Below are 22,076 nucleotides of genomic sequence, written 5' to 3' on the forward strand. Positions count from 1 at the left end.
ACTAATTTGTGAGGCTTATGAAACTCAAGCACCTAGTTGCCGCCATTGCGGCTGTAGCTGCGCCATTGGCGGCTGCATATCAAACTCAGGACACGCGTCTACTGCGTTTTCCTGATATTCATCAGGACAAAGTTACTTTTGTATATGGCGGTGATATCTACATTGCGGATACCAAGTCGGGCAACAGCACCCGCCTGACCGACCACGTTGGCTTTGAGACTTTCCCGAAATTTTCACCAGATGGAAAACGCATTGCGTTTGCGGCCGAGTACAATGGCAGTCGACAAATTTATGTGATCGATGCCGATGGCTCTAATCTGAAGCAGCTTACTTACTACAACGATGTGGGCCCGATGCCGCCACGTGGGGGGTTTGATTACCGGGTGTTTGACTGGACACCGGATGGCAAACATATTGTGTTTCGTGCCAACCGTACCCCCTGGGGTAAACGCATGGGGCGTCCTTATATGATCCCCGCAGATGGTGGACTAGAGCAGCCGCTGGCCATTCCAGAAAGCGGTGGTGGTATGCTATCGCCAAATGGCAAACAGTTTGTTTATACGCCGATAGACCGTGAATTCAGAACCTGGAAACGCAGCCGAGGCGGTCGTGCGCAGGATGTCTGGGTGTATGATTTAGAAAACAATACCTCAAAACAGCTGACCGAACACAGAGCAACCGATCAGCAACCAACCTGGGTGAATGACAGCATCTACTTTGTGTCTGACCGTGACTATACCCTAAATCTGTATAAATACCGTGAAGGCAAAGCACCGGTCAAAATGACGAACCACAGTGAGTACGACGTACTGTGGCCATCTGCCGGCCCGGATGCCATTGTGTATGAAAATGGCGGCTATTTGTATCGCTTTGATGAAGCGACTAAAGCCACAGAGAAGCTGACCATCAATGTGCCCGGGGTACGTAAGTACGCCATGCCTTATACAAAAAATGTCAGCAAGTTCATTGACTCAATGGATGTTTCTCACGATGGTAAACGTGCCTTATTCACGGCGCGAGGTGAAGTATTCTCCGTTCCGGTTGAGCAGGGTCCGACGCGTAACTTGAGCATGACAGCAGAGGGCCGTGAAATTGCCGCAAGCTGGTCGCCGAACGGCCGTTATATTGCGTATATGAGTGACGCGACGGGTGAATATGAGATTTACCTTAAAGATCGCGCCAATAACAATGAAGTTAAGCAACTTACCAGCAACGGGTCCATCTGGCGCTTTGATCCTATCTGGTCGGCCGACAGCTCAAAGCTGCTATTTGCTGATAAGAACCACACCATGTGGTGGCTGGATGTAAGCTCAGGAGAGCTGCATAAGATCGATACCGGCAAGTATGACGATGATGGCATCACCCAGTACACCTGGTCGCCAAACAGCGAAGATCTGATCTTTGTAAAGAACAATGCTAATCGTTTTGCCTCTTTATGGCACTACAATACACAAAGCAAAGCGTTGAGCCGCCTGACCGATGACATGACCAATGAACAGAATCCGGCTTTCTCACCGGATGGTCAGTATCTGTATTTTACATCAGAGCGTGATTTTAACCTGACATTCAGTTCGTATGAGTTTGCTTATTTGTATAACAATGCAACCCGTCTTTACGCCGTTGCAGTGAATGACAAGGTTTCATCTCTGACACAGTTTAACAGCGATGAAGCGGCAATTGTCAGCGAAGAGAAAGACGATAAGAGCAAAGGCAGTACACCTGAAAATCAGCTGCAGGTAGATGGCTTTATGTCACGGGTTGTGGCATTGCCTGCGAAAGCGGGTGACTATGGAGACTTAAATGGCGTCAAAGACGGCGTACTGGCGCTGTCTGAAGGCACATTGAAGCTGATCCCCAATAAACAAGATGGCAAAGTGCAAACCGTTGCCAAGGGCGTACAGGCCTATAAACTGGCTGCTGGCGGTGAGCACCTGATTGCACGTGCAGGCGGCAAATACAGTGTGATCAAGCCTAAAGCCAAGCAGGACCTGAAAGCAACGCAACTTGATCTTGGTAACATGATGCTGAAGATCGATCCCAAAGTTGAGTGGCAACAAATGTATGTTGAAGGCTGGCGAACGCTCAGAGACTGGTTCTATGATGAGAACCACCATGGTCAGGACTGGGATGCTATCCTGAAGCGCTATCAGCCGATGGCTGATGCCGTGGCACACCGCAACGATCTGGACTATGTCCTGAGCGAAATTGCTGGTGAGATCAATGCGGGCCACATCTATGTTCAGTCAGGTGATGAGCCTAAAGCGAAACGTAAGAAACATGGCCTGCTCGGCGCCCAGATCAGTGCCCACAGCTCAGGCTTTGTACGCATCGAAAAAATCTATCAGGGTGAAAACTGGCATGAAGAGTTCCGCTCTCCATTGGGCGAGCCTGGCGTTAATGCCAGCAAGGGAGACTACATAGTATCGGTCAATGGCCGTGCAGTGAACACCGTGAGCAACTTCTACGAACTGCTGGAAAATACTCAGGGTACTCAGGTTGAACTTCACCTTAATAATACACCAAGCCTGGACGGTGCCTGGAAGGTAACGGTTAAGCCAAGCGCCAGTGAAGGTGGCCTGCGTTATCTGGAGTGGGTCCAGTCTCGTATGGACTATGTGGATAAGCTATCTGGTGGTCGCATTGGCTACGTTCACTTGCCAAATACGCTGTTTGAAGGTAACCGTGCTATGTTTAAGCACTTTATGCCACAAACAACCAAAGATGCCCTGATTATCGACGACCGATACAATGGCGGTGGCTTCATTCCTGAACACATGATCACCTGGCTGGCACGTAAGCCTCTGAATTACTGGAAGCGCCGTGGTGTTGAGCCGACGAAAACGCCTCAGTTTGCTCACGATGGTCCTAAGGCGATGTTGATCAACGGTTACTCCAGCTCTGGTGGTGACGCACTACCTTATTACTTCCGTCAGGCAGGGCTTGGTAAGCTGATCGGTACGCGTACCTGGGGTGGTTTGATCGGTATTTCGGGTAATCCTCGTTTGGTTGACGGCGGTCAGGTGATTGCTGCGACTTTCCGTATTCTGGACAATGATGGCAACTGGATCATTGAAGATGAAGGTGTCAGCCCGGATATCGAAGTGATTGATCGTCCTGAGCTGATCCATGCGGGTAAAGATCCATCAGTGGAGCGTGCTGTTGAGGAGTTGCTTAAAGAGATGAAAGCAAACCCGAAGAAGCAGCTCACGGTGCCGCCAGCACCAACTGAGTTTGGTCGATAATCAGTGCTGAGTAAGTATTTGATACAAAGCTTATCAACAATATAAAGGGGTGCTTGGCACCCCTTTTTTCAGGAAAAAAATAATAACAATGAAGAAAGTAGTATTAATCACAGGCGCAAGTCGGGGGATCGGTGCCGCAACGGCTAACTTGCTGGCAGAGCAGGGTTATCTGATCGCAGTTAACTATAAATCGAATCGTGCGGCAGCCGAGCAGGTGGTTGCTCAGATCCGCGCACAAGGTGGCATAGCACACCACTTTGCTGCTGATATTAGCGAAGAAGCACAGGTGGTTAAGTTGTGCGACGACATCAAAACACAGCTTGGGCCGATTTCACACCTGGTCAATAATGCCGGAGTACTGGACACCCAAATGCGCGTGGAGGATATGACCGCAGAGCGTATCAATCAGATGTTGTGTACTAACGTGACACCGTATTTTATCTGTGCCAGAGAGGTGCTTAAACAGATCCGTGCCCATCACCAGGTGGACAGGTGCGCCATAGTAAATGTCTCATCGGCAGCTTCTTATTTGGGTGGTGCCAATGAATACGTAGATTACGCCGCAGCAAAAGGCGCCATTGATAGCTTTACTCGAGGTTTGTCTCTGGAACTGGCAGCTGAGGGGGTCCGGGTTAATTGCGTTCGCCCGGGTTGCATCTACACCGATATTCATGCCGATGGCGGTGAGCCTGGCAGAGTCGACAGGCTGGCATCACTCCTGCCACTGCAAAGAGGTGGCAAGCCCGAAGAGGTGGCCAGCGCCATCGCCTGGTTGCTCAGTGAGCAGGCAAGCTATGCCACCGGCACTTTTATAGATTTAGCTGGTGGAAAATAGGGAAGTCAGTTACCCATCTGATACCAATGTGTGTTTCGTTGCAGGTGGTATGGCTTGTGAGCAACGGGTGGTTCAATCATGATGGGATTATGCAAACCCGTTCTCAGCGTAAAATAGAGTTCAGGTAAGATGATTAAAATCTTTCGTTTTATTAAGAGTTTAATTGATAACCGGCTTTTTCTAAGTGGTTTTTTTGGACTCTTAAGCTACTCCGTTAGCTATTTAAACTCGGATATGGGGGAGTATGGTTGGATTCCATTGATATTTTTGTCTTTGTGGGTGGTTTTAGCTTTTATATTTCATTTAGTAAAAAGTGTAGTGGCAAAGAAAAAGAACTGAGGGTTAAGTCGCTTGTTCCATAGTACCTGAGTTTAGCTCTGAGGGCATCGAGATGTTTTATATTAGTGAGGTAGCATCAAAATGTGGAGAAGCAATGCGATGTTGGTAAGAGGAGCAGTTGTTCTGATTGGTATGGCAGCGTTTCAGAGCTTTTCTTGTCAGGACGAATTAGATACATTGGCACATATTCGTTTTCATTATGTGAGCGAGGATACGTTTCCTTATCAGCAGCTTGGGGTTGAGACTGTCAGAGCCAAGCTGTTTGGCCAGGAAGTCTTAATGGCGAAGGGGGAGCTTCAGGAATCAGAAGAGATCTCGGTTGCTGAGGAAGTTTATAAATCTAATATCTATGCACATCCCAAGTATGAGCTGAGCTATACTGTGAGTCCGGCTCCTTTTTCCAGTAAAGAGAAAGGGAGCTTTGAAGTTTTACTGGCAAGCATATCGGAAATTTATAAACTGCCCTTTTGCAGCGAAGAGTTTAGCAATAAGCGGATGGAGATCGTCTCCTTGATTGGCAAGCCTGAGCCGCCGAATATACTGAATGTGTATATAGATAAACATAATGAGCATATCCTATCGGTTAATGAAGACTCTTGGCTGAGTATTTATCCCTCTATTAATCAGGAGCGACTGGTCATTGGTTCAGGAAGCCCGCCTGAGGACTAGGCACACGAGTACCGGTATTCACTGCTTATTTAGTTTACTGAGCTAACTTAAAAATGCTCCGCTAGTTGGCGCATTTTTTATAACAGAATGACTCCTAAAATAACAAATCTTGGCAATGTCTATGCCCGACCACTCCGTGATCTGGACTTTGTTGCCAAACAACTATAACTTCAGGAGCGAAAAGGTGTCCATATTAGTAAAATTAAGTTTTTGTATTGCATGCCTTGTAGCATCATTTTCGGCATTGTCTGAATCCACTCAGGTTTCACTGCTTAAAGTCATTGTTGACCCTGAACGTTACGATGGAATGGTCATTAAGGTTAAAGGGTTACTGTTGAGATCACAGCGCAGGAACCCCGTATTTATGTTCTATGGTGAAGACGCCGCGAGAAGTGGCCGGCAGTTGGAAGCCATTTTGCTTTACAACTTGACGGATAGGGATAACGCTAAGCTGGAAGATGGCAGGCACTATGAGGTGGAAGGGAAGTTTGATGCTGGTTGTCGCTCCAGACTGGAGCCTGGTGCTAAGTTTATTGTTGAATACTTGGGCTGCATAGATCCTGTATTAAGTATTCGTAATAGTACAAATGGTGCCTATCGATATAAAAGGGAAGTGTCTTTATTCCCTCCACCACCGCCTCCATTAAAAAAGGACTAAAAATGAAACTATTTTTATCACACTAAATCGTGCATGGAGAGTCGGTGAACTAGCCCAGTTATGACATTATTTAAAGTGAAAGCATGTACTTGGTTTTGTTTGGGATTGCTTATTCTGCTGATGCTGGGTTGTTCGTTGTGGATCAATTACTGGCAAGGAGAGGCACGTCACCACAAGCTCATCACCGGGCTGTGTCAATTAATAAATGTCGCTGATGCGTTGAAGCAAGCCCCTGATAAACTGGAGTTGATAAACAAACCCGACTGACTGGCAAAGTGTCATATATCACCGTATAAAGCATGACGAGTGTGACGAGAAAATCGTGCTTATAAATGGGCGTATGGTCGATGTGTTTGGGAACAGCTATCTTCTTTCCAAAGAAGGAGAAAAGTTGATTGTTGCGTCTGACCTGAGAGTAGAAAGAAGCAAGGTGCTGACGGAAAAATTTATTGTTACGCTCAATTGATAAAGCCGTTGCTGTGGAAAACAGTCAAAACCTGCTATGAAATAAGAGAGCTGCACTCGGACTAAAACTTCTATATCTACATAGTATATTATTCTTTATTAAGTTTGCCTGGCGAAACCAGCTTAAAATAATAGCAGGTGGCATACAGGACGCCTTGTTGATCACTGACAAAGTGCGGGATCTCTCCGCTTTTGCTAAAACCAACTGCCTGATAAAACTGCTCTGATTTATCGCCACTTTGTGTATCTAACACTAAGAGCTTTATACCCAGCTGACTGGCATAGGCTTCGAGACATTGCATCAGTGTTTGGGCGATACCCTGACGCTGATAATCGGGATGTACCAGTAACTTTTCGACTTCACCCCGATGCCGGCCATTTTGTTTTTGACAAGGGACCAGTTGTACCGAGGCAACCAACTGCTGATTAGCGTAAGCGCCCAGTAAGAGGCGTTTTTTCTCAGCCAGTTCAATATTCACATGAGACCAGTAATCGGTCGCGTCAGCGTCACAGAGAGGGTGATAGAACCCCAGTGATGCACCCTGAGCGACACAGGCTTGTAGTTGATACGCAAGTGCTTGCTGCTGCACCATAGTGAGCTGTGCCAGAGGTTCAATTATGAGTTGCATAGTCATCCTTTTGCATACAAGCCAGCTCTTCACGGATCTGACGAAGTTGAGATTCGAGTTGCTGTTTTTGCTGTAAAAGCTGCGAATAGCGAGACTGAGTACGGGGCTGTTTACCCCGAAGTGCCCTGTAAAGCGTTCGCTGGGATAAGGCAAACTGACTGGCCGCTTCATGAATGGTCAGTTGCTGGCTTTGTACCATATGCACTGCACGCAGCACACTGGGGTGTGTGGAAGAGAGTTTGGCGGCCATGTTAATGCTCCGGACTAATACAGTAAATATCGTTGCCGGGTGGCCATCCTCGACACACTGTGTGCCAGATAGGACTCTGTATGTCGGTAAGTACAGGGGTCATGTTGTTCGCTCCTATTAGTCAATACACGCTGCCAAGGAATATTCATGCCAAAATTAAAAAGGTATATATTACAAATAATTGGTGAAGGTTTTAAGGTAGCGACAATCTTATATATGCACAATGTTGATGCAGTACAGTGACTATCTTGGTGCACATTGGATGGTTGTATTCGTCCCTTTTTGATAAACTCCCCGTGGAGCTATTTTTGAAAAGCATAATTATGGAGCAATAATGAAAAAAGTGATCGCGGCAACAGCATTGGTTCTGATGTCCACTTCGTCTTATGCACGAACGTCTATATGTAAGACGACGGCCACGGGTGTTGAGATAAACCGGTATGGTGAGGTACAGTTTAATACTTCCTCATTTGGCACGTCTAAGCCCGTCTGTAACGTGTCTCAGCAACTTGGCTATATCACTACAGAAACGTGTAAAGTGATGTACAGTCAAATGCTCGCAGCGGTTATGGCACAGTCAACTATTACACTGTGGTTTGAAACAACAGAAACGTGTGCTCAACTTCAGGAAGTTTATAAAAGCGGCTGGACGAGTTATCAAACTCATGGCTTTAAGCACTTTAGGATCAGTAACTAAATGCTGCACCAAAAACGAGCCTACTTTTACAAGTAGTCTCGTTCAACTCGGCACTTCAATCTGGTCAAGCCTTTCTCTAACACAATGAACCCAGCCAGAAACACCAACAATACCCAAACCCACTTATTCCCGTGCTGACTATAAAAGCTGTCCCCATGCATCAGTTTTACGTCCAGTAACATGGTTTCCTCAACAAACTGAGGGAGCGTATGCTGAGTCTGGCTGAGTGGATCGTAAATTCCACTGATCCCATTATTGGTTACTCTGATCAGAGGGCGTTGTAGCTCCAGCGCACGCATGCGCGCTATTTGCATATGCTGATGCGGGCCGTGCGAGTCACCAAACCAGGCGTCGTTGCTCACGGTAAAGAGCATATCCGACTCGCTGGTGTAATTGTTTCTCACCAGTTCGCTGAAGGCAATTTCGTAGCAGATAGCAGGTAAAATATGCAGCCCGTTGGCAATCAGATTAGGCTGCTGCGCTTCGCCTCGCGAGAAGGACGACATGGCCAGGTTGAATAACGGCGCAATGGGTCGCAACCAGGTTTCGAACGGGACAAATTCTCCGATCGGTAATAGCTGGTGCTTCTGATAACGGTTAGGGTGAAGATAGCGATAGTGACCTTGCTCATCCTCTGCATGCTGTTTACCAACCACAATCAAAGTGTTATAGACATTGCGGGTATCAAATTGATAATCCGGAATGCCGGTAATGAGTGCGCTTTGATTAAACGCGGCGGCTTTATCCAGGTTTTGCAAAAAGTCGAACGCTAAGTCTTCCAGCTCAGGAATAGCGGCTTCCGGCCAGACAACTAAGTCGGCCTGCTGCCACAATGGGCGGGTCATATCCTGATATTTAGACATAGTCGGCCAGAACTGCTCAGGCTCCCAGCGCAGACTTTGCTGAATATTGCCCTGAACCAGCAAGGTTCGGGTTTGTTCGCCGTTATAGTGCACTGGGTTATCCGCTAGGCGTGTAAACAGGATGAGTGCCAGCACAGGCAGCAGGGCAATCATGGTCAACTGATAGCGCCTTTGCCAGAGCAGGTAGTAAAGCAGCGCGCCAAATAACACGCAAACCAAGGTCAGGCCAAACTCGCCAATCCAGGGGGCAAGCATGTTAAGCGGTGCGTCGGTCTGGCTATACCCAAAGCTCAGCCACGGAAATCCAGTCAGTAAAGTACCACGCAGGAATTCAAATACCGCAAACCCACCGAGCAGCAGCGCAATACGTTGCCAGGGTTTATCCGAAAATCGTGTTGCCAGCGCAAAGGCCAGCGCAGGGTAAATCGCCAGATAGGCACAGAGCAGGCCCATTAATAACAGCGAAGCAGGTAAAGGCAAACCACCGAACTGAGCAATGGAAACATGTACCCAGCTTATTCCGGCTGCAAACCAGCCAAAACCAAATAAAAAGCCATATTTCGCGGCGTGTCGGGTAGTAGGCTGATCTGTGACAAAACACCCGACTGCGAACGCTACAAAAGTCAATGGCCAGAGACCAAACGGGGCATAACTAAAGGTAAGTAAGGCACCGCCAAGCAGTGCCAGCCACGCAAACTTGTCTTGCAGTAAGGTGGTGAGTTTATTCGAAAACGTCTTCAACATGTTCAGCTTTTGGCATGGTCACCTGTAACTGCAAAATACGGCGATTGTCCGAGTTGGTAACCTTGAACTGCAAAGGTGCAATATCAATGGTTTCGCCCCGGCTTGGCATATGGCCAAAAGCATGCAGGATGATCCCGCCTATGGTGTCTGCTTCTTGCGTGTCATATTCCGTTTTAAAGAAGTCGTTGAATTCATCCAGTGGAGTCAGCGCCTGAACGTTGAACACGTGTTTAGAGAGCTGGCGAATGGCCTGCTGCTCGTCTTCATTGTCGTGCTCATCTTCGATTTCACCTACGATGGTCTCCAGAATATCTTCGATGGTCACCAGGCCCGAAACACCACCATACTCATCAATAACAATGGCCATATGATAGCGTTTTTGACGAAACTCATTGAGCAGAGCATCAACACGTTTACTTTCTGGTACCACAACGGCAGGTCGCAAGTATTCACGGATGGTTGGCAGTTCACTGTCGCGCTGAACAATCAGCGGTAGCAGATCTTTGGCCAGTAAAATGCCTTCGACATGATCTTTGTCTTCGCAAATGACTGGAAAGCGCGAATGGCTGGATTCAACCATAGCGGGTAACTGTGACTCCAGGTCCTGATCAATATCCAGCGTCACCATTTGTGAGCGCGGGATCATGATGTCACGGACTTTCAGTTCTGAGACACTGAGTACGCCTTCCATCATGTCTTTGGTTTCAGGGTCTATCAGGGCTCGTTCCTGAGCGTCGGCAATTACTTCTACCAACTCTTCTTTATTTTGGGGTTCCCCTTGCAGCATCTGAGTGATGCGTCCCAGCCAGGTCTTGCTCGAAGAACCCTGACTACTTTGCGAGTTTTCGTCGCTCATTGCGGTGTGTTACTCCAGTCGGTTAAACGTCATCTCGATATGGGTCATCAATGCCCAGATCGGCTAAGAATTCTTTTTCAAGACTTTCCATTTCATCGGCGTCCTGTTCATTTATATGGTCAAAGCCCAACAAATGCAAGCACCCGTGTACCACCATATGGGCAAAATGATCATGGAAAGTTTTTTCCTGTTCTTCGGCCTCACGAAAAACTACCTGAGGACAAATAATTAGGTCGCCAACTAAAGGCAACTCAATGCCAGGCGGCGCTTCAAAAGGAAAAGACAGCACATTGGTTGGCTTGTCTTTGCCACGGTACTGGCTATTCAGTTCCTGGCTTTCTGCTTCGTCCGCAATTCGTATGGTGACCTCGGCCTCATCCTTATACGCAAGGAGTGCTTTTTCGGCCCACAACTGAAATTGTTCAGCAGAGGGCAGGTTGGCGAAGTCACTGGCAATCTGTAGATCTACCTCAAGCGACATTATGAGCGCTCCTCGTGGTTGGCGTTTGGCTGTGTATCAGCCGGCGCGGCATTGGCCTGTGCCTGTAATCTTGCCTGCTGTTTGTTAAACTTTTCCTTTCGCTCGGCTTCTTCTTTTTTCTCGTACGCCTCAACAATGCGCGCCACCACAGGGTGACGTACTACATCGTGAGATTTAAAGAAGTTAAACGAAATCTCGTCTACCTCACCCAATACATCAATGGCATGGCGCAGGCCAGAGCGGGCACCGCGTGGTAAATCCACCTGAGTGATGTCACCAGTGATCACCGCTTTGGAATTAAAGCCAATCCGGGTCAGGAACATTTTCATCTGCTCTGTTGTGGTGTTCTGGCTTTCATCCAAAATAATAAAGGCGTCGTTCAGTGTACGGCCACGCATGTAGGCCAGTGGTGCAACCTCTATCACGTTCTTTTCGATCAAACGCTCGACCTTTTCAAAGCCCAGCATTTCGAACAGGGCGTCGTACAGCGGGCGCAAATATGGGTCTATCTTTTGCGTTAGGTCACCGGGCAAGAAACCGAGCTTTTCGCCGGCTTCAACGGCCGGACGAGTCAGCAGAATACGACGAATTTCCTGACGCTCAAGGGCATCTACCGCCGCGGCTACCGCCAGGTAGGTTTTACCTGTGCCCGCAGGGCCAATACCAAAGCAGATGTCATGGGTCAGAATATTGGCCACATACTGGCTCTGGTTGGGGTTACGAGGCTTAACCACACCACGACGTGTTTTGATAAACACTTCTTTTTCCCACACATCCGGGGCTTCCTGCTCCAGGCAGTTCGCTTCGGTGATAGCCAGGTGAACCTGATCCGGTTCGATATCCGCAAATTTACCGCGCACAGGCTGGGTTTCGACATACAGAGATTTTAAAATGTCGACGGCGGCTTTTGCCACAACTGGCTGGCCGGTCACTTTAAACCAGTTATCTCTGTGGGTAATCTCTATGCCCAGACGACGTTCGATTTGCTTCAGGTTGTCATCAAAAGGCCCGCATAAAGAAGATAAGCGGTGATTGTCGGAGGGTTCCAGATAAAATTCGATATTCTTGACTTGGTTACTCAAAACAACTTCCTAATAACAAGACGCCAGCATCAGCTGGCGTCGAAATTCCAAGACTAAGGCGTAAAGGTCGCTACACCCAGTTCGTTGGCTTCTGGTTCTGCCGGGGCACGATTTAAGATATCCGATGGTGCAACATCACGACGTAAGTCCATCTCAGCTTCGGTCCTGATCAGCTCACCACGTAGCGAGTTTGGCAGCGCCTCTGTGATACGTACGTCAACAAACTGACCGATCACTGAATGAGGGCCTTCAAAGTTCACCACTCGGTTGTTCTCGGTACGGCCACGCAATTCCATCGGGTTCTTTTTCGACGGACCTTCGACCAAAATACGCTGCTCAGTGCCATGCATTTTGCGGCTGATATCCTGTGCCATTTGATTAATGCGGTTTTGTAGCAAGTACAAACGCTCTTTCTTTTCCTGCTCGGTAACATCGTCAGGCAAGTCAGACGCTGGTGTGCCCGGACGCGCTGAATAGATAAAGCTGAAGCTCATATCAAAGCCAATGTCGTTGATAAGATTCATGGTCGCTTCGAAGTCAGCTTTGCTTTCGCCCGGGAAGCCAATGATAAAGTCAGAACTCATGCTCAGGTTCGGACGGATCTTGCGCAGCTTACGGATAGTCGACTTGTACTCAAGTGCCGTATGGCCACGCTTCATCAGGTTCAGAATACGGTCTGAGCCACTTTGAACCGGCAAGTGCAGGTGATCAACCAGCTCAGGTACGTCTGCATATGCGTCGATGATGTCTGGTGTAAACTCAACCGGGTGCGAGGTGGTATAACGAATACGGTCGATGCCATCAATGGCCGCCACAAAGCGCAGCAGATCAGAGAAATAGCAAATTTCGCCATCGTGCATTTCGCCGCGATAGGCATTTACGTTCTGACCCAGCAGGTTTACTTCACGCACACCTTGCTCTGCCAGCTGAGCAACTTCAAGTAAAACATCATCAAGTGGACGACTTACTTCTTCACCACGAGTATAAGGTACAACACAGAAAGTACAGTATTTAGAGCAGCCTTCCATAATGGATACGAATGCACTTGGACCTTCCGCTTTTGGCTCTGGCAGGCGGTCAAACTTCTCGATTTCCGGGAATGAAATATCGACCACAGAGCCTTGCTTGCTCTGCACTTGTTTGATCATCTCTGGCAGACGGTGCAAAGTTTGCGGGCCAAATACGATATCAACAAAAGGCGCGCGTTGACGAATGGTGTCGCCTTCCTGAGATGCCACACAGCCACCGACGCCAATCACCAGATCCGGGTTGTCGTCTTTGAGTAGCTTCCAGCGACCCAGTTGATGGAATACTTTTTCCTGTGCTTTTTCACGAATTGAACAGGTATTGAGTAGGATCACATCCGCTTGCTCAGCTTCTTCTGTTAGCTGATAGCCGTTGGTGGAGTCAAGCAGATCCGCCATTTTCTGGGAGTCATACTCGTTCATCTGACAGCCCCAGGTTTTGATATGCAACTTTTTACTCATTGAAATAATGCCTCGTTTTCAACTCGGTGAATAGCACGGTGTGCGACGCTAAAACAACTAATATCACTAAGCCGACCCGCTCATCACCTGTGCCATTACAGAGCATAACCTGTATCTTTGCCAGGATCTTGCGTGAAATTAGTTTAAAGGACGCGTATTTTATATGACCTAATGACACTAGCCAAGTATAGTTTTTAACTTTAGAAACCAAGATCAAGGCATCTTGTATTTGCTCGGCTACACTATGCAGGGCTGTGAACCTTTCAGAGCGAATTGGGTTACAATAGCAGGATATGACTTAGCAAGCAGAACTAAGGAAAAAGGGTATGAAAAACAAAGTGCTGATAGTAGGTGGTGGCATGGTTGGCGCAGCAGCCGCCGTCAAGCTCGCACAGCAAGGTCTGACAGTCACTGTGCTCGAAACACATCCACTGGATGCCATGCAGGTACTAACGGACCAGACCATAGATATTCGGGTTTCAGCCATTAACCGCTTCTCAGAAGCTTTGCTGGATGAGCTCCAGGCAATGCCGTTGCTGCGCAATGCCAGACTGGCACCATATCAGCAGCTCGAGGCATATGAGCAGGAAAATAACAGCCTGCTATTTGATTGCGAGGAGCTGGCTGCAACGCATTTAGGCCACATTGTTGAAAACCGTCTTATCCAGGCCAGTTTATGGGCACAGTTCGAACGCCTTGGTATTCAGGTCGAACAGGTTTCTGGTACACCTCAGGCAATCAAGCAAGGTACTGATTCGGTTGAGTTGATTTACCCGGAGCAAAGTTATCAGGCCGATTTGCTGTTAGCAGCTGACGGCGGACGCTCTGTGGTACGCAAGCTGGCTGGCATTGGGGTGACCGGTTGGCAATATCAGCAGCATTGTATGGGTGTGTTGATCAAACTGGATGCACCACAGCAGGTGAAAACCTGGCAGCAGTTTAAGCCGTCCGGGCCGATTGCCTTTTTGCCCATGCAATACCCGTATGCCAATCTTATTTGGTATCACCATGGCAATGAGCTGGCGCAGATGAAGACGTTATCGAATGCACAGTTAAAGCAGGAGATACAAAATCACTTCTTCGATTTACCCGGTGAGTTTGAGGTGTTGCAAAGCGCGGTATTTCCGCTGGCCAGACAACATGCCAATCAATACCACCAGGGGCGTGTCGTCCTGATTGGCGACTCAGCACATACCATTAACCCGCTGGCAGGGCAGGGCGTTAATTTAGGGTTCAAAGATGTGGCTGCGCTGGCAAGCGCGCTGGAAGGCGCTGAGGATATTGGTAATGCCGCCTTGCTGCGTCGCTATGAGCAGAGCCGTCGTAACGATAATCTGATGATGATGAGCATGATGGACGCCTGCTACTTTGGCTTCTCTAACGAAATTGCACCTTTAAGGCATTTACGCAACCTGGTGTTAAAAGTGGCTAATCATGCCGGTCCAATTAAACGTGAAGTATTGAAACATGCAATGGGTGGCGTCGTTTAGACGTCATTCATATTAGGAACAAGAGATAGCAAAGTAATAAAACTAAATGAAAATTATAGTGAAAATGAAAAAATAATTAGGATGTTTCGGAGGAATAAAAGTGGAATTTTTGATGTGTTAGAACTAAATGGTGCGGAAGGAGAGACTTGAACTCTCACAACCGAAGTTACAGAAACCTGAATCCTGCGCGTCTACCAATTCCGCCACTTCCGCATCGTATATTTAGTTCATCAATGAAAAAGAAACCTGAATATCGTTCGACAAAAGCCAACTCTTAGAATTTCAAAATTTTGCATCGATTATATTAGATTTAAGAAAGAAGATATCAAGAAAAGAGAAATAAATGGTGCGGAAAGAGAGACTTGAACTCTCACAACCGAAGTTACAGAAACCTGAATCCTGCGCGTCTACCAATTCCGCCACTTCCGCATTAAATCTCTATCAATACAATGAAAAGAAACCTGAATCCTGCGTCTTATTCGACAACAGCCAATTCCGCCACTTCCGCATCGTATATTTAACTGAATTTTCATCTCGTGAAGAGATGGCTGGAGTACCAGGATTTGAACCTGGGAATGGCGGGATCAAAACCCGCTGCCTTACCGCTTGGCGATACTCCAGCAATAATTCAAATCTTGAATCCAGATAAACCTAAATAGATAATATTCTTCTTCTTAACGCTTGATACTACAGAAATAAAAAGCGTAATCAAGAGTTTTAGTTCTAACTTGAAGAACATGGTGCGGAAGGAGAGACTTGAACTCTCACATCCGAAGATACTGGAACCTAAATCCAGCGCGTCTACCAATTCCGCCACTTCCGCATGTTTTTTCGCTTTGATATTGGAACCTAAATCCAGCGTCTAGTTCAAGACATCTGGCCAATTCCGCTACTTCCGCGTTTTTATCTCATAAGAGATGGCTGGAGTACCAGGATTTGAACCTGGGAATGGCGGGATCAAAACCCGCTGCCTTACCGCTTGGCGATACTCCAACGAAAAATCAAACCTAAATTTTGGTCCCAGGATTTGAATCTGGGGGTGGATGAGTGAGGGATCAAAACCTCTCTCTTCTGTCCTTACCGCTTGGCGATACTCCAACAAAGGTATTCAAAGTTGTTTCAGTTCAAACTTTAAGAACATGGTGCGGAAGGAGAGACTTGAACTCTCACATCCGAAGATACTGGAACCTAAATCCAGCGCGTCTACCAATTCCGCCACTTCCGCATTATTGCCTGGAGTATTTGGAACCTAGATCCAGCGTCTATTTCAAGACAACTGCCAATTCCTCAACTTCAGAAAGTTGGCTGGAGTACCAGGATTTGAACCTGGGAATGGCGGGATCAAAACCCGCTGCCTTACCGCTTGGCGATACTCCAACGAAAAATTGATTATTTCAGTTCTTATCGAGAACATGGTGCGGAAGGAGAGACTTGAACTCTCACATCCGAAGATACTGGAACCTAAATCCAGCGCGTCTACCAATTCCGCCACTTCCGCAACGTGGTGGCTATGCCCTGATTTGAACAGGGGACCCCATCATTATGAGTGATGTGCTCTAACCAGCTGAGCTACATAGCCATTGGCTGGAGTACCAGGATTTGAACCTGGGAATGGCGGGATCAAAACCCGCTGCCTTACCGCTTGGCGATACTCCAACGAAAAATTGATTATTTCAGTTCTTATCGAGAACATGGTGCGGAAGGAGAGACTTGAACTCTCACATCCGAAGATACTGGAACCTAAATCCAGCGCGTCTACCAATTCCGCCACTTCCGCACATCTTTTGCTTCTATGTTGGAACCTAAATCCAGCGTCTATTTCTAGACATCTGGCCAATTCCGCCACTTCCGCGTTTTGCTAGCTCGATGAGTTTTGGTAGTAATTAAAGCATGGTGGCTATGCCCTGATTTGAACAGGGGACCCCATCATTATGAGTGATGTGCTCTAACCAGCTGAGCTACATAGCCATCTCTTTAATTTCTCATCATCGCTGATGCGGGGCGTATTATGCGTATATGCCCGTATGTCGTCAACACCTTTTTTGCAAAAAAATACCTAACACAGTTTGTTTGCAGATAAATTAAGCGAAGCGGGCTGTTTTTAACGCAATTCAGCCAATAATTCTTCATACAGTGTAAGAGAAAGACAAAAAAAGCGCCATCAGGCGCTTTTTGTCAGACCAATAAACTTGGTCAATATTGAATGCAGTTACTTAAACATTGAACAAGAAGTTCATCACATCGCCGTCTTTTACGATGTAATCTTTACCTTCCTGGCGCATTTTACCTGCGTCTTTAGCACCGCTTTCACCCTGGTATTCAATGTAGTCATTAAAACCAATGGTTTGTGCACGAATAAAGCCACGCTCAAAGTCGGTGTGGATCTTACCTGCTGCCTGTGGCGCAGTTGCACCAACAGGAATAGTCCATGCGCGCACTTCTTTAACACCTGCTGTAAAGTAGGTTTGTAGTTTCAGTAGCTCGTAACCGCCACGGATCACCAGATTAAGACCTGGCTCTTCCAGACCAAGGTCAGCCATGAATTCAAGCTTGTCTTCTTCTTCAAGTTCAGACAGTTCAGATTCAATTGCAGCACAGACCGGGATCACAACCGCTTCTTCCGCTGCGGCAATCTCACGTACCTGGTCTAAGAATGGGTTATTTTCGAAACCATCTTCAGTCACGTTTGCAATGTACATGGTCGGCTTAATCGTTAAGAAGTTAAGCGGCTTAATCGCAGCCAGCTCTTCTTTTGTCAGCTCCAGTGAGCGCAGTGTTAACCCTTCATCCAGGTGTGCTTTGACCTTTTCCAGTACTTCGTTTTGGAATTTAGCGTCTTTATCGCCACCTTTGGCTTTTTTAGCATTACGCTGCGCTGCACGGTCGGCCGCTTCCATATCTGCTAAAACCAGCTCAGTGTTGATAACGTCAATATCGTCTGCCGGGTTTACCTGGCCAGATACGTGGACGATGTTTTCGTCTTCAAAGCAGCGAACAACATGACCAATGGCATCTGTTTCGCGAATGTTTGCTAAGAACTGGTTACCCAGACCTTCACCTTTAGAGGCGCCCTTTACCAGGCCTGCGATATCAACAAACTCCATCGTGGTTGCGATGGTTTTTTGTGGATTAACGATCGCAGCCAATTGGTCCAGACGCGGATCCGGAACGGCAACTACGCCGGTGTTTGGCTCGATAGTACAAAAAGGGAAGTTCGCGGCTTCGATGCCCGCTTTGGTTAATGCATTGAATAGGGTTGACTTACCTACGTTAGGCAGGCCAACAATGCCACATTTAAAACCCATAGTTTAAAACCTTTAGTTTGCCATCAATCACAGCTGTAACGGGACGGGAGAGTCGGTGTTACGGCTTAAAAGAATGTAGTCTATTTTGTGCTTTTAACACACCGTCTTTGGCCAGAATTTCCATACAACGCACGGCTTCATCTACCACTGCATCGATTTTTTCCTGATCTGCCTGAGGGGCTTTGCCCAGTACCCAACCTGTTACTTTGTCTCTGTGTCCAGGGTGGCCAATACCTATACGCAGGCGCATAAACTCTTTGTTATTGCCCAGCTTGGCGATTATGTCTTTGAGACCATTGTGCCCACCGTGACCGCCGCCTTTTTTGATTTTGGCGACACCAGGTTCCATATCCATCTCATCATGCGCAACCAGGATCTGCTCTGGCGGGATCTTATAGAAGTTTGCCAGGCTACCTACGGCTTTACCGCTTAGATTCATAAAGGTGGTTGGGATCAGTAGCTTAAATTCCTGATTGTTCAGGATAAGCTTGCCACTAAGGCCATGGTGTTTTGAGTCAGGTTTGAGGGGGACGTTGTAGCGCTTGGCCAGTTCTTCGATAAACCAGGCACCGGCATTGTGACGGGTGTTTGCGTATTCGGGGCCTGGATTAGCCAGGCCCACTAGCATTTGAATAGTATTCAAGGTGCTAACACCTTAGAAATTATTCAGCAGCTTCTTCAGCTGTTTCTTCAGCAGCGCCGCCTTTAGGTGCGTTTAGAGTTACAACCGCTTGGTCGTGGTCTGCACCTTTAGCTAGCTCAACAGAAACTACACCAGCTGGAAGAGTGATGTCTGAAAGGTGTACAGTTGCGCCAACTTCGATAGCTGCTACGTCAACTTCTACGAACTCTGGAAGCTGAGCTGGCAGACACGTGATTTCGATTTCAGTTACGTGGTGAGCAACAGTGTTGCCGCCTTTAGTTGCTGCTTCTTCGTTCAGGAAGTGAACAGGCACTTTAGTGTGAAGCTTTTGAGAAGCGTCAACGCGTTGGAAGTCAAGGTGAGTTACCTTAGGCTTGTACGGGTGACGTTGGATGTCTTTCAGGATAGCTTCAACAGACTCACCACCGATGTTCAGAGTCAGGATGTGCGTGTAGAAACCTTCGTCTTCTTGCATCTGGATAACTTTGTTGTGGTCCAGAGTAAGCGAAACAGCGTCTTTGCCTGCACCGTAAAGGATAGCAGGAACTTTTTCTTCGCGACGTAGGCGGCGGCTCGCACCAGTACCCAGAGTTTCGCGTACTTCAGCGTTTAATACGTATTGTGACATGAGTGTCTCCAATTATTTTAGTTAATACTTCGAAGGGCTCGCGACCAAGCACTTCGGTAAATCACTGTACTCGCCATGGTTGTATCCAAAGCAAGCCCAGTAAAAAGGCGCGCTAATATACCACTAACCAGCAGCCTTGCAAACCTTTGGACATAAAAAAAGCACCCTAAGGTGCTTTTTCTTTGCCAGTGAACACGGATTAGTGTTCAAACATCGCAGAGATAGACTCTTCGTTGCTGATGCGGCGAATGGTTTCAGCCAGCATATCAGCCAGCGTCAGTACTTTGATCTTATCAACAGACTTCAGCTCGTCCGACAGTGTAATTGAGTCAGTGACAATCACTTCGTCAATCACTGAATTGCGCAGGTTCTCTGCGGCATTGCCAGACAGAACCGGGTGCGTTGCATAAGCAAATACGCGCTTAGCACCATGCTCTTTTAATGCCGCAGCGGCTTTACACAGCGTACCACCGGTATCAATCATATCGTCGACGATGATACAGTCGCGGCCTTCCACATCACCAATGATGTGCATGACCTGAGAAACATTAGCCTGTGGGCGACGTTTATCGATGATAGCCAGGTCTTTGTCATCCAGGAGCTTGGCGATTGCACGCGCACGTACGACACCACCAATATCTGGCGACACGACCACAACATCGTCAAAATCGCGCTCTTTCATGTCTTCAAGCAGCACCGGGCTACCAAACACATTGTCTACAGGCACATCGAAGAAGCCCTGGATCTGCTCAGCGTGCAGGTCTACCGTCAGAACGCGGTCAACACCAACGCTTGATAAGAAGTCCGCAACAACTTTTGCAGTGATTGGCACACGCGCAGAACGTACACGACGATCCTGACGGGCATAGCCGAAGTATGGAATAACGGCGGTAATACGACCTGCAGAAGCACGACGTAAAGCATCCACCATCACAATGAGTTCCATCAGGTTGTCATTGGTTGGTGCACAAGTGGATTGGACGATGAATACATCAGAACCACGAACATTTTCATTGATTTGAACGCTGATCTCGCCGTCGCTAAAACGGCCTACAACGGCATCACCTAATTCGATAAACAAACGTTTTGCAACTTTTTGAGCTAGCTCAGGTGTTGCGTTACCAGCGAAGAGCTTCATGTCGGGCACGGTAGGGTTCCTCAGGCACTGTAATATATATTTTGCAATGACGGCGTCTGTGACAGTGTCAAAACAGGCTAACTTAAACTATTTTACTTCATCTTTACGCCATGCAGCCAGTTGCCGGTGGGCAATTGACTCGCTTGCGCTTTGGGTAACAAAGCCTGTCCAGTGAGACGGGAGTTGTTCGAGTACACGCTGTGCCGCCTGTGCTGAATCAAATTCTGCAAAGCAGCATCCTCCGGTTCCCGTCATTCTGGACGGCGCATATTTTAGCAACCAGCTCAGGGTTTTTTCAACCTCGGGGTAGAGCTTTTTGACTAATGCCTGACAGTCGTTGTGTGTCTGTTCGATGGTCCAGTCCTCAGGCAGCTTGGGGGTATTTCGCGGCAGCTCTGGGTGTGTGAACACTTCCACAGTACCAACATGGACATTGGGGAAGACCACCAGATAGTGTTTTGCTGCCAGGGTATAGGGGCTCAACTTCTCTCCAACCCCTTGCGCCAATGCCGTTTTCCCTCGTACAAAGACAGGCACATCCGCACCGAGTGATAATCCGATATCCGCAAGCTGGTCAAGTGACAAGTCACATTGCCACAATGTGTTTAAGGCAAGCAATGTGGTTGCTGCGTCTGATGAACCGCCCCCCACGCCGCCACCCATAGGAAGCTTCTTAACCAGCTGAACATGGACACCGAATGGGGACTGCTTATAGGGTCTGAGCGCTTCTGCGGCACGATAAATCAAATTGTCTTGCAGCGGAATACCGGCGACATCGCCCTCAATCTCAAGTACATCTTGCTCGATAAGCGAAAAAGTCAGCTCATCGCCATATTCCAGCAAAGTAAACAGGGTTTCCAGTTCATGGTAGCCATCAGCACGGCGGCCATTGATGTGCAAAAACAGGTTGAGTTTTGCCGGAGCGGTTAATTTGAGTGTCTTCATAGGGTGTCAAAGTGCCAATCACTGATTCGGATTTTAATGGTGATATCTTTATGTGTCAGGGTGAGCCGAGTCGGGAGTTCGAACCCGTTTACACGCTGGTAGGTTTGATAAGCAACCTGCCAGCGCAGGCCTTGATCGTCTTGCCAGATGGCCTGAGTTAATTGTTGTTTATCATTATACTGATTGTCAGGCGCCTCTATGTTACCCGTTAACCATTGAGGGGCTTGTGACACAGGCAGTTGCCAGCCGCTCAGGCGGTACACTAAATCGCTGCTGTCTTCACTGGTGTAGGTGTTATCCTCAAGCGTCAGCACACTGTGCTGATCGAATTCTTGCAACTTGAGTACCTGAGTCCCGATAAAGGTGTTCAGCGTCAGTGTTTGTTTTTGTTCACGATATTGCCAGTTAAAGTTGGCAGACTGACGCTCTTCGGGAGAAATAAATGCCAGCTTACCTGTTGCCCGCCAATTGTTATAACTTTCGGGACGATTCTGCTGTAAATGCTCGTCAGGTGGGGTAATACGCTGTGCACACCCGTTCAGAAACAATAAAAACATGAGCAAAATCAAATGAAACTGTTTCAAACTAAGTTCCTTACTTTCCATATTCGATTGATTTTTGGTAAAATTA

20 protein-coding genes and 12 tRNA genes are annotated in these 22,076 nt (G+C 47.6%); 7 read left to right on the forward strand and 25 right to left on the reverse strand.

Translation table 11 applies throughout. The features are described from left to right. The first annotated feature begins 17 nt into the window (after window positions 1–17). From NH568_RS07695 to NH568_RS07715, 5 genes are all read left to right on the forward strand, one after another. Window positions 18–3,242 carry a S41 family peptidase gene (locus NH568_RS07695; protein ID WP_253046135.1) on the forward strand — a complete coding sequence of 1,075 codons (3,225 nt, stop codon included), beginning with the start codon at window positions 18–20 and terminating at the stop codon, window positions 3,240–3,242. A gap of 88 nt (window positions 3,243–3,330) precedes the next feature. Beyond that, window positions 3,331–4,077, forward strand: coding sequence for an SDR family oxidoreductase (locus NH568_RS07700; RefSeq protein ID WP_253046136.1), 747 nt, complete (start codon window positions 3,331–3,333; stop codon window positions 4,075–4,077). Window positions 4,078–4,497: 420 nt separating this feature from the next. After that, window positions 4,498–5,085, forward strand: coding sequence for a hypothetical protein (locus tag NH568_RS07705; RefSeq protein WP_253046137.1), 588 nt, complete (start codon window positions 4,498–4,500; stop codon window positions 5,083–5,085). Between the two features lie 184 nt (window positions 5,086–5,269). Next, window positions 5,270–5,743, forward strand: coding sequence for a hypothetical protein (locus NH568_RS07710; protein ID WP_253046138.1), 474 nt, complete (start codon window positions 5,270–5,272; stop codon window positions 5,741–5,743). A gap of 60 nt (window positions 5,744–5,803) precedes the next feature. Continuing rightward, window positions 5,804–6,010, forward strand: a complete 207-nt coding sequence (locus tag NH568_RS07715; RefSeq protein WP_253046139.1) for a hypothetical protein — start codon at window positions 5,804–5,806, stop codon at window positions 6,008–6,010. 287 nt (window positions 6,011–6,297) lie between these two features. Here NH568_RS07715 and NH568_RS07720 read toward each other — a convergent pair whose 3' ends face one another. Beyond that, a complete protein-coding gene (locus NH568_RS07720; RefSeq protein ID WP_253046140.1) occupies window positions 6,298–6,837 on the reverse strand; it encodes a GNAT family N-acetyltransferase in 540 nt (179 codons plus the stop codon). Continuing rightward, window positions 6,821–7,087, reverse strand: coding sequence for a helix-turn-helix domain-containing protein (locus NH568_RS07725; protein WP_253046141.1), 267 nt, complete (start codon window positions 7,085–7,087; stop codon window positions 6,821–6,823). Before NH568_RS07725 ends, NH568_RS07720 begins: the two co-directional genes overlap by 17 nt. A gap of 334 nt (window positions 7,088–7,421) precedes the next feature. Here NH568_RS07725 and NH568_RS07730 point away from each other — a divergent pair, with 334 nt between their 5' ends. Further along, a complete protein-coding gene (locus NH568_RS07730; protein WP_209051012.1) occupies window positions 7,422–7,784 on the forward strand; it encodes a hypothetical protein in 363 nt (120 codons plus the stop codon). Window positions 7,785–7,810: 26 nt separating this feature from the next. On the opposite strand, the gene lnt is transcribed toward NH568_RS07730, so the two are convergent. Genes lnt through miaB form a run of 5 tightly spaced genes read right to left on the reverse strand, consistent with a single transcriptional unit; the run spans window position 7,811 to window position 13,297 of the window. Next, window positions 7,811–9,391, reverse strand: a complete 1,581-nt coding sequence (lnt, locus tag NH568_RS07735; protein ID WP_253046142.1) for an apolipoprotein N-acyltransferase — start codon at window positions 9,389–9,391, stop codon at window positions 7,811–7,813. Continuing rightward, on the reverse strand, window positions 9,369–10,247 hold the full coding sequence (gene corC / locus NH568_RS07740) for a CNNM family magnesium/cobalt transport protein CorC (protein WP_054017264.1): 879 nt from the start codon (window positions 10,245–10,247) through the stop codon (window positions 9,369–9,371). The genes lnt and corC overlap by 23 nt, the downstream gene beginning before the upstream one ends. A 22-nt stretch (window positions 10,248–10,269) precedes the next feature. Next, window positions 10,270–10,728, reverse strand: coding sequence for an rRNA maturation RNase YbeY (gene ybeY, locus NH568_RS07745; RefSeq protein ID WP_253046143.1), 459 nt, complete (start codon window positions 10,726–10,728; stop codon window positions 10,270–10,272). Continuing rightward, a complete protein-coding gene (locus NH568_RS07750; protein ID WP_253046144.1) occupies window positions 10,728–11,810 on the reverse strand; it encodes a PhoH family protein in 1,083 nt (360 codons plus the stop codon). Before NH568_RS07750 ends, ybeY begins: the two co-directional genes overlap by 1 nt. 53 nt (window positions 11,811–11,863) lie before the next feature. After that, window positions 11,864–13,297 carry a tRNA (N6-isopentenyl adenosine(37)-C2)-methylthiotransferase MiaB gene (miaB, locus tag NH568_RS07755; RefSeq protein WP_046002924.1) on the reverse strand — a complete coding sequence of 478 codons (1,434 nt, stop codon included), beginning with the start codon at window positions 13,295–13,297 and terminating at the stop codon, window positions 11,864–11,866. Between the two features lie 326 nt (window positions 13,298–13,623). Between miaB and NH568_RS07760 the strand changes: the two genes are divergently transcribed. After that, complete coding sequence (locus NH568_RS07760) at window positions 13,624–14,787, forward strand: FAD-dependent oxidoreductase (RefSeq protein WP_253046145.1); 1,164 nt, start codon at window positions 13,624–13,626, stop codon at window positions 14,785–14,787. Between the two features lie 128 nt (window positions 14,788–14,915). Here the strand turns inward: NH568_RS07760 and NH568_RS07765 are convergent. The 18 genes from NH568_RS07765 to lolB all read right to left on the reverse strand — a co-directional run bounded on the left by NH568_RS07765 (window position 14,916) and on the right by lolB (window position 22,030). Then, window positions 14,916–15,000: transfer RNA gene (locus NH568_RS07765), tRNA-Leu, on the reverse strand. Between the two features lie 131 nt (window positions 15,001–15,131). Continuing rightward, window positions 15,132–15,216: transfer RNA gene (locus tag NH568_RS07770), tRNA-Leu, on the reverse strand. Window positions 15,217–15,332: 116 nt separating this feature from the next. After that, window positions 15,333–15,407 (reverse strand) — tRNA-Gln (locus NH568_RS07775). Window positions 15,408–15,525: 118 nt separating this feature from the next. Beyond that, window positions 15,526–15,610: transfer RNA gene (locus NH568_RS07780), tRNA-Leu, on the reverse strand. A 95-nt stretch (window positions 15,611–15,705) separates the two neighbouring features. After that, window positions 15,706–15,780: transfer RNA gene (locus NH568_RS07785), tRNA-Gln, on the reverse strand. A gap of 147 nt (window positions 15,781–15,927) precedes the next feature. Next, window positions 15,928–16,012, reverse strand: a tRNA-Leu gene (locus tag NH568_RS07790). A 77-nt stretch (window positions 16,013–16,089) separates the two neighbouring features. Continuing rightward, a tRNA-Gln gene (locus NH568_RS07795) sits at window positions 16,090–16,164 on the reverse strand. Window positions 16,165–16,200: 36 nt separating this feature from the next. After that, window positions 16,201–16,285, reverse strand: a tRNA-Leu gene (locus NH568_RS07800). Between the two features lie 4 nt (window positions 16,286–16,289). After that, window positions 16,290–16,366, reverse strand: a tRNA-Met gene (locus NH568_RS07805). 2 nt (window positions 16,367–16,368) lie between these two features. Then, window positions 16,369–16,443: transfer RNA gene (locus NH568_RS07810), tRNA-Gln, on the reverse strand. Between the two features lie 36 nt (window positions 16,444–16,479). Next, window positions 16,480–16,564 (reverse strand) — tRNA-Leu (locus NH568_RS07815). 114 nt (window positions 16,565–16,678) lie between these two features. Continuing rightward, window positions 16,679–16,755, reverse strand: a tRNA-Met gene (locus tag NH568_RS07820). Window positions 16,756–17,000: 245 nt separating this feature from the next. Then, entirely contained in the window at window positions 17,001–18,092 is a 1,092-nt protein-coding gene (gene ychF / locus NH568_RS07825) for a redox-regulated ATPase YchF (protein ID WP_054017260.1), read from the reverse strand. 58 nt (window positions 18,093–18,150) lie between these two features. Continuing rightward, entirely contained in the window at window positions 18,151–18,735 is a 585-nt protein-coding gene (gene pth / locus NH568_RS07830) for an aminoacyl-tRNA hydrolase (RefSeq protein ID WP_046006617.1), read from the reverse strand. 19 nt (window positions 18,736–18,754) lie between these two features. Continuing rightward, window positions 18,755–19,363 carry a 50S ribosomal protein L25/general stress protein Ctc gene (locus NH568_RS07835; RefSeq protein WP_253046146.1) on the reverse strand — a complete coding sequence of 203 codons (609 nt, stop codon included), beginning with the start codon at window positions 19,361–19,363 and terminating at the stop codon, window positions 18,755–18,757. A 199-nt stretch (window positions 19,364–19,562) separates the two neighbouring features. Continuing rightward, window positions 19,563–20,510 carry a ribose-phosphate pyrophosphokinase gene (locus NH568_RS07840; protein ID WP_010386544.1) on the reverse strand — a complete coding sequence of 316 codons (948 nt, stop codon included), beginning with the start codon at window positions 20,508–20,510 and terminating at the stop codon, window positions 19,563–19,565. 78 nt (window positions 20,511–20,588) lie between these two features. Continuing rightward, window positions 20,589–21,446: a 4-(cytidine 5'-diphospho)-2-C-methyl-D-erythritol kinase gene (gene ispE, locus NH568_RS07845; RefSeq protein WP_253046147.1), complete on the reverse strand. Its 858-nt coding sequence runs from the start codon at window positions 21,444–21,446 to the stop codon at window positions 20,589–20,591. After that, entirely contained in the window at window positions 21,443–22,030 is a 588-nt protein-coding gene (gene lolB / locus NH568_RS07850; protein WP_253046148.1) for a lipoprotein insertase outer membrane protein LolB, read from the reverse strand. The genes ispE and lolB overlap by 4 nt, the downstream gene beginning before the upstream one ends. Window positions 22,031–22,076 lie beyond the last annotated feature (46 nt).

The organism is Pseudoalteromonas sp. XMcav2-N, from assembly GCF_024124545.1.
Lineage (GTDB): Bacteria > Pseudomonadota > Gammaproteobacteria > Enterobacterales > Alteromonadaceae > Pseudoalteromonas.

Bases quoted from the DNA above. Each gene is read 5' to 3' on its own strand.
- NH568_RS07695 (WP_253046135.1), top strand. From the start codon at position 18: ATGAAACTCAAGCACCTAGTTGCCGCCATTGCGGCTGTAGCTGCGCCA.
- NH568_RS07700 (WP_253046136.1), top strand. From the start codon at position 3,331: ATGAAGAAAGTAGTATTAATCACAGGCGCAAGTCGGGGGATCGGTGCC.
- NH568_RS07705 (WP_253046137.1), top strand. From the start codon at position 4,498: ATGTGGAGAAGCAATGCGATGTTGGTAAGAGGAGCAGTTGTTCTGATT.
- NH568_RS07715 (WP_253046139.1), top strand. From the start codon at position 5,804: ATGACATTATTTAAAGTGAAAGCATGTACTTGGTTTTGTTTGGGATTG.
- NH568_RS07720 (WP_253046140.1), bottom strand. From the start codon at position 6,837: ATGCAACTCATAATTGAACCTCTGGCACAGCTCACTATGGTGCAGCAG.
- NH568_RS07725 (WP_253046141.1), bottom strand. From the start codon at position 7,087: ATGGCCGCCAAACTCTCTTCCACACACCCCAGTGTGCTGCGTGCAGTG.
- NH568_RS07730 (WP_209051012.1), top strand. From the start codon at position 7,422: ATGAAAAAAGTGATCGCGGCAACAGCATTGGTTCTGATGTCCACTTCG.
- lnt (WP_253046142.1), bottom strand. From the start codon at position 9,391: ATGTTGAAGACGTTTTCGAATAAACTCACCACCTTACTGCAAGACAAG.
- corC (WP_054017264.1), bottom strand. From the start codon at position 10,247: ATGAGCGACGAAAACTCGCAAAGTAGTCAGGGTTCTTCGAGCAAGACC.
- ybeY (WP_253046143.1), bottom strand. From the start codon at position 10,728: ATGTCGCTTGAGGTAGATCTACAGATTGCCAGTGACTTCGCCAACCTG.
- miaB (WP_046002924.1), bottom strand. From the start codon at position 13,297: ATGAGTAAAAAGTTGCATATCAAAACCTGGGGCTGTCAGATGAACGAG.
- NH568_RS07760 (WP_253046145.1), top strand. From the start codon at position 13,624: ATGAAAAACAAAGTGCTGATAGTAGGTGGTGGCATGGTTGGCGCAGCA.
- ychF (WP_054017260.1), bottom strand. From the start codon at position 18,092: ATGGGTTTTAAATGTGGCATTGTTGGCCTGCCTAACGTAGGTAAGTCA.
- NH568_RS07835 (WP_253046146.1), bottom strand. From the start codon at position 19,363: ATGTCACAATACGTATTAAACGCTGAAGTACGCGAAACTCTGGGTACT.
- ispE (WP_253046147.1), bottom strand. From the start codon at position 21,446: ATGAAGACACTCAAATTAACCGCTCCGGCAAAACTCAACCTGTTTTTG.